This is a genomic window from Bradyrhizobium erythrophlei (assembly GCF_900129505.1).
GTDB lineage: Bacteria > Pseudomonadota > Alphaproteobacteria > Rhizobiales > Xanthobacteraceae > Bradyrhizobium > Bradyrhizobium erythrophlei_D.
In genome coordinates this window covers 4,617,684-4,630,154 of sequence record NZ_LT670818.1, presented here as the reverse complement: position 1 = coordinate 4,630,154, position 12,471 = coordinate 4,617,684, and the positions used below count along the sequence as shown (strand labels likewise).

Below are 12,471 nucleotides of genomic sequence, written 5' to 3'. Positions count from 1 at the left end.
AATGCGCGCCCCGTTGGCTCGCAATGACATGTTAAAGACCAGCGATATCCGCAACCAGCACCGAACCGGTCACGGACTCCGTTATATAGAGGCGGTTGCGGTCCTTTCCACCAATAGCGACGTTGGTGCAACTCGGGCCCGCGCAGGATTTGATCCGCGCGATCAGTTCGCCATTGGGCGCAAACACGAAGACATGTCCGAGCGAGGCGTGCGCCACAAACAGCCGTCCCGCGCTGTCCATGGTCATCCCGTCGGGACCGCTGGCGCCGAAGGTCGAGCAGAAGCGGCCGACCTTCGCCACGTTGCCGTCCTTCATCAACGGCATGCGCCACACTGCGTTGTCGCGGGTCATCGCCACGAACAGCACTTTCTCGGCGGGATCGAGCACCAGTCCGTTCGGGTTGATGCCGGTATCGATCAGGCAGGCGAGCCGGCCATCGGGCGAAAGCCGAAAAACCCGCCCGGTCGGATCGTGCAGCCCGGTCTGTCCCTGGTCGGTGAAATAGATGTCGCCATTCGAGGCCAGATGCAGATCGTTGCAGCCCTTGAAGGATTCCGAATTGCGCGTGGTCAGGACTGGCAGCATCCGCGTTGCCTTGACATCGAGTTCCATGATGCCGCGCCGGTAATCCGCGACGAAGATCCGCCCGTCGGCGCCGATCTTCAGGCCGTTGGGCCAGCCGTCATATTCGATCACCAGCGACCATGTACCGTCGGGCGCGATCCTGAAGATGCGTCCAAAGGGAATGTCGACGATGTAGAGATTGCCCTGGGCGTCGAAGGACGGGCCTTCAATGAAGCAGTCGGTCGGCTGGCCCGGGCGGTTGGCGTCGGCCCACTCGGTCGCGACGCCCTTGCGCCGGAATGCCTCCGGCATCGCCGAAAAAACGTTGGTCTCGATCAGCCGCGGCGGCGCGTCCAGATACATCATCGCGTGATTTCACCTGCCCAGGAAGACGGCACCATAGATCGGCACATCCGCGCCGTCGATATCGGCGCGCGCCGGGTGCAGCCTGCGCAGAACGCAAAGATGCTTTGACATGTCATGACATTCTTGTTCCGATCCCGTGGCGTGCTATGAATCTGCACTTCGGCCGCCCGGCCACCGCCGACGCGCCGACAAGATAATCACCGCCGATAAAGGCGGATGGCAGGGAGGATAACGACATGGCCCATTTCGGCCCGACCCGGCGTTCCCTATTGCAGGGCACGCTCGCGACCACCGCACTCAGCCTGACCGGTTTCCCCGCGCGCGCCGACGTACAGTGGAAGAAATATGCCGGCACCACGATCGAAGCCAATTTGATCAAAGGGCCGCGCGGCGAACTGCTGCAGAAATACGCATCCGAATTTACCGACCTTACCGGCATCAAGGTCGAATCAGAAGTTATTCCCGAGCAGCAGCAACGGCAAAAAGCCGTGATCGAACTCACCTCCGGCAGGCCGAGCTTCGACGTCATTCACGTCAGCTATCACGTGCAGAAACGGCAATTCGAAAAGGCGGGCTGGCTCGCGGACCTCACCGGCTTCATGAAGGATCCGAACCTGACCGCGCCCGACCTGACCGTGGACGATTTCTCCACCGGCGGCCTGCAGTTTGCCCAGAACGACAAAGGCGAAATGCATTCGTTGCCCTGGTCGGTCGACTATTTCATTCTTTACTGGAACAAGGAGCTGTTCGCCAAAAAGGGAGTGACCCTGCCGAAAACCCTGGACGAGATGGCCATAGCCGCGGAAAAACTCAACGACCCCGCCAACGGCATCTACGGCTTTACCGGCCGCGGTCTGCGCAACGCGAACATGACGCTGTGGACCAATTTCTTCCTCGACTATGGCGGCGAGTTTCTCGACGCCAAGGGCAACATCCTCACCGACGGCCCGGAAGGGATCGAGGCCACCAAATTGTATCAGCGCCTGTTGACCAAGACCGCGCCTCCCGGCGTTGCCGGTTTCAACTGGATGGAGTCGATGGCTTCGCTGACCCAGGGCCGCGCGGCGATGTGGATCGACGGCGTGGGCTGGGCCCCGCCGATCGAGGACCCCAATGCGTCGCGCGTGGTCGGAAAGATCGGCTATGCCCTGGTGCCGGCCGGACCGAAAGGCCAGTATTCCGCCGCCTATGGCGACGGCATCGGCATTCCCCAGGCCAGCACCAAAAAGGAGGCCGCCTATCTCTATTGCCAATGGGCGGTGTCGAAGACCATGGGCGCGCGGCTGCTGCAAAGCGGCGGCGGCGTCCCGTTCCGCAACTCGATCCTCAACGACGAGACCGTGCGCAAGGGCGTCAAGATGCCGGCCGAGTGGCTGGACTCCGTGATCGGTTCGGCCAAAATTTCAAAACTGGGCCTCCCCGTCATCGTACCCGTCGCGGAATTCCGTGACATCGTCGGCGCGGCGCTGACCGCGACATTGTCGGGGGCGGATCCGGCGACGGAACTGAAAAAGGCGCACGAGCAATTCCGCCCCATTCTGGAGCGCAGCGAAAAGTCGTGAGCGGCCTGAGCGCGAGCGAATCGGCGCCGGCGCGATCGGACGCCGCCGCGCCCGAAATGAAAGGCTGGCAGCCGCCATCCTATTGGCCGTTCGTTCTTCCCGCGCTGATCGTGGTGCTCGCGGTCATCATCTTCCCCTGGGCCTACACCATCTGGATGAGCCTGCACGAATGGAAGGTCGGCTCGCCGCCGACCTTCGTTGGCCTTGCGAATTACATCCGCCTGCCGACCGACACGCGTTTTGTCGAATCGGTGTGGCACACGCTGGTCTATACCGCGCTGTCGGTGGCGCTGCCGTTGCTGTTAGGGACGCTCGCTGCGGTGGTGTTTCACGCCAAATTTCCGATGCGCGGTTTTCTGCGCGGCCTCTTTATCCTTCCGATGATGGCGACTCCGGTCGCGATCGCCCTGGTGTGGACCATGATGTTCCACCCGCAACTGGGCATCCTCAATTACCTGCTGTCGCTGGTCGGGATACCGCCGCAGCTCTGGGTGTTTCACCCCGCGACCGTGATTCCCTCGCTGGTCCTGGTCGAAACCTGGCAATGGACGCCGCTGGTGATGCTGATCGTGCTCGGGGGCCTTGCCGCCATCCCGGCCGAACCTTATGAGAGCGCGCTGATCGATGGCGCCACCCGCTGGCAGACATTCCGCTACATCTCGCTGCCGCTGATCATGCCGTTCCTGTTCATCGCGTCGATGATCCGCATGATCGATGCGGTGAAGAGCTTCGACATCATCTTCGCCATTACCCAGGGCGGCCCCGGCACGGCTTCCGAAACCATCAACCTCTATCTCTACAGCGTCGCCTTCGTCTATTACGACGTCGGCTACGCTTCCGCGATCGTGGTGGTGTTCTTCGCGCTGATCGTTGCCCTCGCCGGTGCGCTGCTTCGGCTGCGCCAGCGTACGCACTGGAACGACGCCGGAGGCGTGGCATGAGCCCGCTGCGGCAATGGCTCGGCCGCGTCGGCCTCGGCTTCGCGCTGATCGTGATCGTGTCGCCGGCCGTGTTGTTCTTCCTCTGGATGCTGTCGCTGTCGGTCAAATTCGAGGTCGACAACGCGTCCTATCCGCCGGTATTCATCCCCGAGCATTTCAACTGGGGCAACTACGCCGCCGTCTTCCGCTCCAACCGTTTTTCCACCTACTTCATGAACAGCCTGATCGTGACGGGGACGGCAACCGCCTTCGCGCTCGTGGTCGGCGTGCCCGCGGGCTATGGGCTTGCCCGCATGCGCGCGCACAAGGCGGCGGTGGTGATCCTGATCGCGCGCATCACGCCCGGCCTCTCCTATCTCATTCCGCTGTTCCTGCTGTTCCAGTGGCTCGGCCTGCTCGGCACGCTGTGGCCGCAGATCATCATCCATCTCGTGGTGACGGTGCCGATCGTGATCTGGATCATGATCGGCTATTTCGAGACGACGCCGATGGAGCTGGAGGAATCCGCGCTGATCGACGGCGCCACCCGCTGGCAGGTGTTCCGCTACGTAGCACTGCCGATCGCGCGGCCGGGCATCGCGGTCGCCTTCATCCTCGCCGTGATTTTTTCGTGGAACAATTTCGTCTTCGGCATCGTGCTGGCGGGACGCGAGACGCGCACGCTGCCGGTTGCCGTCTACAACATGATTTCGTTCGACCAGCTGAGCTGGGGCCCGCTCGCCGCCGCCGCGCTGATCGTGACGCTGCCGGTGCTGCTCTTGACGGTGTTCGCGCAGCGCCAGATCGTGGCCGGCCTGACCGCGGGCGCCGTCAAGGGCGGGTGAATTTCCCGTAGCGACCCTGGCCGTGAAACCCGTGGATCTGCCAGGCCAACGGCTTGCTGGAGTCCGCTATGCCCCGATACCGATCGGATTTCGCAGCGAAGCGAAGCGAAGCGATGTCCAGCCATCGTCTCGATTGCAATTGGGAGGCCTAGCTCAAGGGCCGCTTTCCACTAACCATCGCGAGAACTGTACAAGCGAGATCAACAGAAGATTCCACCAATTGATCTGCGCCAGCGCCTTCTAGTTCATCTCGGGTACCATAGCCCCAGAGTACTCCAAGACCGCGCATTCCAACCGCATGGGCGCCAGAAATGTCGTAGCGGCGGTCCCCGACCATCAAACTCCGCGCGGGTGAAATATGATGCTCCGACAAGATATGGGCGAGTAGCTCAGGCTTGTGGTCCAGCTCGCCGCCCGGCACCGAGCCGTGGATGCCATCGAAATACGCAGCAAGCTCCAAATGCTCCAGAATACGACGCGCGAATGCCTCCCGCTTCGAGGTTGCCAAATATAATCGCAATCCTCCTTGCTGCATCTCTCTTAGAGAATTGCCTATTCCCGGGTAGGGCTCGCTTCCGAGAAGGCCGCTTTCACCGTAGTGCTGACGAAAGGCCAATACGGCCTCAGCAATCCTGTCGTCCCCATATGGCTGCAGCAAGAATTGCATCACGTCCTCGAGCGGCGGCCCGATGACCCGCTTGATGTCGAGGATTTCGCTCGGCTCGTGTCCAAGAGTGCGGAGCGCCGCGTGGCAACTTGCCAAAATGCCGGGCTGCGAATCAATCAGGGTGCCGTCGAGATCGAGAAGAACAGAGCAAGGCGGGGCCATGGCTTCAGCATAGTGATCGCAGCCAAGCGAGTAAATGTTCGACTGATTCGAAGTCCGCTATGCGCGACCGGGTTGCGGCAGCAGTAAGTCCGGCGGTTTCCGCTATGCCGCCGAAATGGACCGCGATCAAGCCGATGCGGCCCGACAACCGCGCGGCGTTCGGCGCGTAGATGACAATCGCGTGCTCAATGGGTCTTTCTGGTCCTGCGGTCGGGTCGGCCATGGCACGACCTGCCGGAGACCTAGCTTGCAGCCACCGCCAGATTAGGTTGCTCCGCAACCGTCCCCGCCTGCGCGATCAACCGCTTCAGCTCCGGAATGCAGGAGCCGCAATTGGTGCCCGCCTTCAGTTGCGCGCCGATCTCGGCGGCGCTGCCGGCGCCGGCCGCGATGGCATCGCAAAGCGTGTTGCGGCCGACGCCGAAGCAGGCGCAGACGATCGGGCCGCCGCTGGCGAGCCCATCGGTGGATTTGCCCGACAGCAACATCCGGCGCTGATCCTCGCCGAGGGCCTCAGTGGCAAACAAGCCCTTCACCACCTCCCAATCACCCGCGTCCCGCGCCGGACCGACGAACAGACAGGTCTCGATTCGGTCTCCGGTGAAGGAAGCCGCGCGAAACACCCCGCCGCCGAAATCCTTGTATTCGGCAAGATCGCTGCCGGCGGCCGACCGCATCCACAATTGCCACCGGGCGAGATCGGCGTTGTCGGCGAACAGATAGCCGTAGCCGCCCGCGACCGTCACCCGCGTCCACCAGAGATGATCGGGCAGCTTGAGCTTGACCCGCGACAGGGCAAAACCGCGGAAGACGTATTCATAGGGCGTGATCGACGCCGGCGTCGCCTTGTTCTCGGGCTGGCCGGAATAGGGATCGGTGAAAGGCGCCACCAGCGCGCCGACCCGCGCGGCGGAGGCGTTCTCTTCGTTCCAGTGGATCGGCGCGAACAGCATGCCGCGCTGCTGCCTTGCATTGACGGCAACCCTGAGCGTGCATTGCCCGTAATCGGTGGTGACACGCGCAAAACCGCCGTCGGCGACGCCGTAGCGGATGGCATCGTCCGGATGCACCTCGACGAACGGCTCCGGCAGGTGCTGGCCGAGCCGCGGGCTCATCCCGGTGCGGGTCATGGTGTGCCATTGGTCGCGGATGCGGCCGGTATTCAGCCGCAGCGGCCGGCCGGCGCTGGTCTCGGTGTGCAGCGCCGGGATTTCCGGCGCAACGAAACGGGCTTTGCCGTCGTTGGTGAAGAACCCGCCGCGGGCGAAGAACCGCTGCCGCGGCTCGATGTCGCCCCATTGCATCGGCCATTGCAACGGCACCATCGCGTCGAAGCCCTCGTCCGACACGGTCTGCAACGCGCCGATATCGAAATCGCGGCTGCCTTCGTTCTCGAACGACGACAGAGCGGCATGTTCGCGAAAAATATCCGCCACCGAATTAAAATCGAACCCGGCGGAAAAGCCGAGCCGCCTGGCGACCTCGCCGACGATCCACCAGTCGGGTTTTGCTTCCCCCGGCGCGTCCAAGAACGCGCGCTGGCGCGATATTCGCCGCTCCGAATTGGTCACGGTTCCTGTTTTTTCGCCCCAGGCCTGCGCCGGCAACAGCACATGCGCGCCCGCCTTGACGGTGTCGTTGGAACGCACGTTTTCCGACACGACGAACAATTCGAGCTTCTTCAGCGCGGCGCGCGCGGCGTCGGCGTCCGGCAGCGACACCGCGGGATTGGTGCCCATCACCCACAGCGCCTTGATCTCGCCGCGCCCGATCGCCTCGAACATCTGGACCGCCTTCAGCCCTTCATGGGTCGCGATCCGCGGTGCTTTCCAGAACCGCCGCACCCGGTCGATATCCGGCGGCGTGAAACCCATATGCGCGGCGAGCTGGTTGGCGAGCCCGCCGACCTCCCGCCCGCCCATCGCGTTGGGTTGGCCGGTCAGCGAAAACGGCGAAGCGCCCGGCTTGCCGATCCGCCCCGTCGCGAGGTGGCAATTGATGATGGCATTGACCTTGTCGGTGCCCTGCGCCGACTGGTTGACCCCTTGCGAATACAGCGTGACCACACGCGGCGTGTTGGCAAACATCCGGAAGAACTCGGCAACATCGGGCTCGGAGAGCCCGGTCGCAAGCGCGGTCGCGCCGATGCTGCCGGCGATGCCGCGCCCGCGCGCCAGCGCCTCCTCGAATCCGGCGGTGTGGGAATCGAGATAGGCGCGATCGAGCGCGCCGGTGTCGGCGAGATGCACCAAGAGGCCGCTGAACAGCGCGGTATCGGTGCCCGGCTTCAATCCGAGAAACAGGTCGGCATCCCCGGCGGTATCGGTCCGGCGCGGATCGATCACCACGATGCGCGCGCCGCGCGCCTGCTTGTTGGCGAGCATGCGCTGGAACAACACGGGGTGGCACCACGCCGCGTTGGACCCGACCAGCACCAGAAGGTCGGCTTCGTCGAGATCGTCGTAGCAGCCCGGCACGGTGTCGGCGCCGAAGGCGCGGCGGTGGCCGGCGACCGACGACGACATGCAGAGCCGCGAATTGGTATCGACATTGGCGCTGCCGATGAACCCCTTCATCAGCTTGTTGGCGACGTAATAATCCTCGGTCAAAAGCTGGCCCGAGAGATAGAACGCCACCGCGCCCGGACCGTCGCGCTTGATGATATGGGCGAACCGGTGCGCGATATGGTCGAGCGCATCGCTCCAGGCCACCCGCTCCATGGTGCCCTTGCTGACACGGATCATCGGATAGAGCAGCCGGTCTTCAATGCCAAGCGTCTCGCCGAGCGCCGAGCCTTTCGAGCACAGCCGGCCGAAATTGGCTGGATGCTCGGGATCGCCCGAGATCGCGGCACCACCGCTGCCGTCGGGCGTCGCGAGCACGCCGCAGCCGACGCCGCAATAGGGACAGGTGGTGCGCGTGGCGCGCAGCGTGGGATCGACGGAGGTCATTGCAGGTTTCGCATCATTGGCCTATGCCGCCTTCGACGGAAGCACGAGCGAGCGGCCGAACATCATGTCGCGGCGGATCGCTGCGATCGGCTCGCGGGTCCGGATCAGTTCAAGATACCAGAGTGCATCCGCGACATCGCCGACCAGCACCGCGCCGGTGAGGCGGCCGCCGGAAATCACCAGCTTCTTGTAGGCGCCGCGTCTGGCATCGCTGAGCACGATGGCCTCCGAGCCTTCCGCGCCCATGAAGTCGCCGGCGGAAAACACGCTGACCCCCGACACTTTCAGGTTGGTCGCAACCACGCTGCCGCCGTAGCTCGAGGTGTTGCCCGCGAGATGCCGCGCCAGCACCCGCGCCTGCTCGTAGGCCGGCTCGACCAGCCCGTAGCAGGTGCCGCGATGCTCGGCGCATTCGCCGAGCGCGAAAATACCGGGAACGCCGGTCTGCAAGACGTCGTCGACGACGATGCCGCGATTGACGGGAATGCCGGCGTCCTTCGCCAGCGAAACGTTGGGCCGGATGCCGGCGGCGAAAATCACCGCGTCGGCATCGATCCGGCGTCCGTCCACGAGTTCGACGCTTTCAACGTGCGTCTCGCCATGGAGCCGTGCGGTATTGGCGTTGAGCAGAACCCTGATGCCCTTGCGCTCGACCTGGGATTTCAAGAGTTCCGCCGCCGGTGCGTCGAGCTGGCGCTCCATCAGCCGGTCCATCAGATGAATGAGCGTCACCACAGCGCCCGCCTTGGCGAGGCCGTAAGCCGCTTCCAGGCCGAGCAATCCGCCACCGACCACGACGACGCGCTTCTTTTGCGCCGCCAGCGTCAGCAGCAGGTCGACGTCCCGGCTGTCGCGGAAGGTATGCACGCCCGCCAAATCGACGCCGGGCACGCCAAGCCGCAGCGGCGTCGAGCCGGTGGCCAGCACGAGCTTGGAAAAGCCGATGCTCTCCTCGCCCGCGATCTTGAGCTCGCGGCGGCCGACGTCGATCTCGGTGGCAACGCAGCCGTATTTCAGGGTAACGCCGCGGTCGCGCCACCATTGGGCCGGCCGCAGTTCGATGTCGTGCGAGGCGGTCTCGCCGGCGAGAACCGACGACAGCAGCACGCGATTATACGCAAGCCGCGGCTCCTCGCCGATCACGGCGATGGCGTAACGTCCGAGCGCCACCTTCGCCAGTTCGTCGACCAGTCGCGCGGCGGCCATTCCGTTGCCGACGATAACCAGCGGTTCACTCACGGTGTGTCCTTACTCCGCGGCCTGGGGGCGGCCATAGGCTTCGGCAATCATGAAGCCGGACAGCGTCCCGTAAGCCGCCGTCCACGCTTCCGCGAGTTCCAGCGTCCAGGCTTCGCCAAGTCCTTTTTCCAGGGTCCACAGCAATGCTGAGCCTACGACCGGATAGTGCTCGGCCTTCGCGCCGTAAGCGACGTGGCGCTTTGCCAAGGCGCTCGCGGCGGGCAGGATCGAGTCGAGATTGGCGAGCCCGTTGACCACCGCCGCCAGCGTCATCATCAGCTTCTTACGCTGCTCGGTCATGTCGGCCGGAAACATCGCCCTGACCTGTGGCGCGATCTCGAACAGCCGGTCGTAGAACAAGACCGCGGCCGTTTCGGAAATCGGTGCGACTTTCGCAAAACTCTGCTGCACGAGTTTGACTTGATCGGGTGTCATTTTTTCGCTCCTGCTTCTCCTGCCTCGTTGCCACCCCGCCCCGCGAGCGGGACGAGGTGGGTCGATATCCAAGATCAGATGCGCGCTTCGGCGAGGCTAGTCGCGCTCGATGTCGCAGGGCTCCTGCGCAGGTAGAACCACCAGGTGAGCGCGAGGCAGACCGCGTAGAAGGCCAGGTAGATTTCCAGCGCCAGCTGCGGACCACCGGTGATGGCGATCGACTTGCCGAAGCCGCTCGGGATCAAATAGCCGCCGCAGGCGCCGATCGCGCCGATGAATCCGAGCGCGGCGCCGCTCTCGATGCTGGCGACCTTCATGGCGAGCGCCCGGCCGGCTTCACCCTTGCCCTTTGCCTTGTGAAGATTCTCCTCGCGGAAGATCGACGGAATCATCCGGTAGGTCGATCCGTTGCCGATACCGGTGGTGACGAACAGGATCAGGAACATCACCAGGAAGCCGGTAAAGTCCTTGATGCCTACGAAGTACAGCACGCCGATCGTCGCCGCTCCCATCGCGATGAAGTTCCAGAACGTCACAATCGCGCCGCCGACTTTGTCGGCAAGCAGGCCGCCGAGTGGACGCGACAGCGAGCCAACCAGCGGTCCGAGGAACGCGATCGCAATCGTGACCGCCGGGAACTGCGTCTTGATCAGAAGCGGAAACGCGGCGGAGTAGCCGATGAAGGAGCCGAACGTCCCGATATAGATGAACGCCATGATCCAGGTGTGCTTGCGGCCGACGATCGCGAGCTGGTCCTTGAAGGAGGACTTGGCCGAGGTCAGGTTGTTCATGAAGAAGACGGCGCCGACCACAGCGACCGCGATCGGCAACACCCACATCAGGCCTGCGTTCTGCAGGTAGACGCCGGCGACCGGCGTTGCCTGATAGAGATTGAACAGGCCGACGCCCATCAGAATGGGCGTCAGCAATTGCGCGCTCGAGACGCCGATATTGCCGCCGGCCGCATTCAGCCCGAGCGCCCAACCCTTCATGCGGTCGGGATAGAAGAAGGAGATATTGGCCATGCTGGAGGCGAAATTGCCGCCGCCGAGACCCGCGGTGGATGCCACCAGCAACATCATCCAGAACGGCGTTTCGGGATGGCTGACGAAATAGGCGAGCGCGAGTGTCGGGATGAACAGCACCGTCGCGCTGAAGATCGTCCAGTTGCGGCCGCCGAACATCGTCACCGCGAACGTGTAGGGAAACCGCATCAGCGAGCCGATCAACCCGGGCACCGCCACCAATTGGAACAATTCGTCGGTCGTGTAGTGGAAGCCAGCCGCCGGCAACTTGGTCGCGACGATGCTCCAGATCAGCCAGACCGAAAATCCGATATGCTCCGCAACGATCGACCAGATCAGGTTGCGCCGGGCGACGACTTTGCCCTTGGAATTCCAGAACGTCTCATCCTCTGGGTTCCAATCGGAGATCCAGGTCGGGTCTTGGCTGCTCATTAAGATGTTTCCTTTCAACTGTCATCAGGATCGCTCGGAGACACAGCGGCGCGCTCCGGGGAGGCCCCGGTTCGGCGGTGTCACAAATTCGGATGATTGGTTTTCGAAGGACGGCAACGATGGCGTCGGCAGAAGCCTTTCAAGCTTCGTGCCAAGCCGCCGCGCTAAAAAAACTATTTATATTACAATGAATTATCGGATGAGCTTGGATCGCCCGCCGCCCGCCCAACGCATTGAAAATTTGCGATTCGCTCATTTCTTGTGCGGCGCACAAAAATTGAGCAGGCGTTTTCGGCCGCGATTTTTCAGGCGTCTTCGGTCGCCGCCATCATCGGCTTCGGCGCGGCGCCCTGGCCCGGTTTCATGCGGAATTCGTAGGTCATCAAATGCCAGGGCGCCTCCGCCGACTTGCCGTCGGGCATCACCTGATCGGTGCGTTTCTCGACCCTGGAAACCAGGTCGTTCTTGACCCCGAACACCACGTCGGAATCGAGATATTTGTCACCCTCGATGAAGACATGGGTGACCAGCGGCTCATGGCCGGGCGCATCGACCAGGAAATGAATATGCGCCGGCCGGTTCGGGTGGCGCCGCGTCTGCAGGATCATCTGCCCGACCGGGCCGTCGGTCGGGATCGGATAGCTGCAGGGCAGGATGGTGCGAAAGAAGAACCGGCCGTCGGCGTCGGTGATAAAGCGTGCCCGGGATGACGGACCTGCGGTCTCGTAATCCGGCCGCTGCGAGTCGTAATAGCCGTCATCATCGGCGTGCCAGACGTCGACGGCGACGCCGGCCAGCGGCTTGCCCTTGAGGTCGGTGACTCGGCTCTGCACGAACATCCGCTCGCCGGTCAGGTTCGCGGAGATGTCGGTGCCGTGCGGCATCGGCTTGTGCTCGCCGACATAAAACGGACCGAGCACCGTGGTTTCGGTCGCGCCCTCGCGCTCCCTGTGGTTGACGGCATCGACCAGCATCGAAACCCCGAGCACGTCCGACAGCAGGATGAATTCCTGCCGGCTTGCCGAGCACTTCTGCCCGACGCGGGTCAGGAAATCGATCGCATAAGCCCATTCGTCGAAACTGAGATCGGTTTTGCGGACGAAGCCGTGCAGCGCCTTCACCAGCTCTTCCATCAGGAATTTGACACGCGGATCGGGCGTCTCCTCGAAGCTCTTGACGACGGCGGCGGTCAGTTCGGTGTCGTTGAATTGGGGCATGCCAGGGTCCCTGCGGGTTCACGCGATTGCGCGGCAAGCCTACACCGGCGGCCGGGCCAGGGTAAGCAGGCGGTGATTGGAATCC

The 12,471-nt window shown here is 63.4% G+C and carries 10 protein-coding genes; 3 read left to right on the top strand and 7 right to left on the bottom strand.

What is annotated here, in order from left to right; genetic code table 11:
• Positions 1-31 precede the first annotated feature (31 nt).
• Positions 32-928: an SMP-30/gluconolactonase/LRE family protein gene (locus B5525_RS21445; protein WP_079573635.1), complete on the bottom strand. Its 897-nt coding sequence runs from the start codon at positions 926-928 to the stop codon at positions 32-34.
• Between the two features lie 239 nt (positions 929-1,167).
• On the opposite strand from B5525_RS21445, the gene B5525_RS21440 reads away from it, so the two are divergent.
• From B5525_RS21440 to B5525_RS21430, 3 genes are read left to right on the top strand one after another with little or no spacing between them, the layout of a single operon-like run.
• The gene (locus B5525_RS21440) at positions 1,168-2,493 is read left to right on the top strand and encodes an ABC transporter substrate-binding protein (protein ID WP_079567780.1); all 1,326 of its coding nucleotides are present in this window, start codon (positions 1,168-1,170) and stop codon (positions 2,491-2,493) included.
• 56 nt (positions 2,494-2,549) lie between these two features.
• Entirely contained in the window at positions 2,550-3,434 is an 885-nt protein-coding gene (locus tag B5525_RS21435) for a carbohydrate ABC transporter permease (RefSeq protein ID WP_172900109.1), read from the top strand.
• On the top strand, positions 3,431-4,258 hold the full coding sequence (locus tag B5525_RS21430; RefSeq protein ID WP_079567778.1) for a carbohydrate ABC transporter permease: 828 nt from the start codon (positions 3,431-3,433) through the stop codon (positions 4,256-4,258). Before B5525_RS21435 ends, B5525_RS21430 begins: the two co-directional genes overlap by 4 nt.
• A 148-nt stretch (positions 4,259-4,406) precedes the next feature.
• Here the strand turns inward: B5525_RS21430 and B5525_RS21425 are convergent, their stop codons facing one another.
• The 6 genes from B5525_RS21425 to B5525_RS21400 form a co-directional block, all read right to left on the bottom strand.
• The gene (locus B5525_RS21425; RefSeq protein WP_079567777.1) at positions 4,407-5,087 is read right to left on the bottom strand and encodes an HAD hydrolase-like protein; all 681 of its coding nucleotides are present in this window, start codon (positions 5,085-5,087) and stop codon (positions 4,407-4,409) included.
• Between the two features lie 242 nt (positions 5,088-5,329).
• Positions 5,330-8,038 (bottom strand): nitrate reductase, encoded by a 2,709-nt coding sequence (locus tag B5525_RS21420; RefSeq protein ID WP_079567776.1) that lies wholly within the window; start codon positions 8,036-8,038, stop codon positions 5,330-5,332.
• Positions 8,039-8,059: 21 nt separating this feature from the next.
• Complete coding sequence (locus B5525_RS21415) at positions 8,060-9,277, bottom strand: NAD(P)/FAD-dependent oxidoreductase (RefSeq protein WP_079567775.1); 1,218 nt, start codon at positions 9,275-9,277, stop codon at positions 8,060-8,062.
• Between the two features lie 9 nt (positions 9,278-9,286).
• Positions 9,287-9,712, bottom strand: a complete 426-nt coding sequence (locus tag B5525_RS21410; RefSeq protein ID WP_079567774.1) for a globin family protein — start codon at positions 9,710-9,712, stop codon at positions 9,287-9,289.
• 74 nt (positions 9,713-9,786) lie between these two features.
• Positions 9,787-11,169 (bottom strand): MFS transporter, encoded by a 1,383-nt coding sequence (locus B5525_RS21405; RefSeq protein WP_079567773.1) that lies wholly within the window; start codon positions 11,167-11,169, stop codon positions 9,787-9,789.
• Between the two features lie 305 nt (positions 11,170-11,474).
• Positions 11,475-12,386: a dioxygenase gene (locus tag B5525_RS21400; RefSeq protein WP_079567772.1), complete on the bottom strand. Its 912-nt coding sequence runs from the start codon at positions 12,384-12,386 to the stop codon at positions 11,475-11,477.
• Positions 12,387-12,471 lie beyond the last annotated feature (85 nt).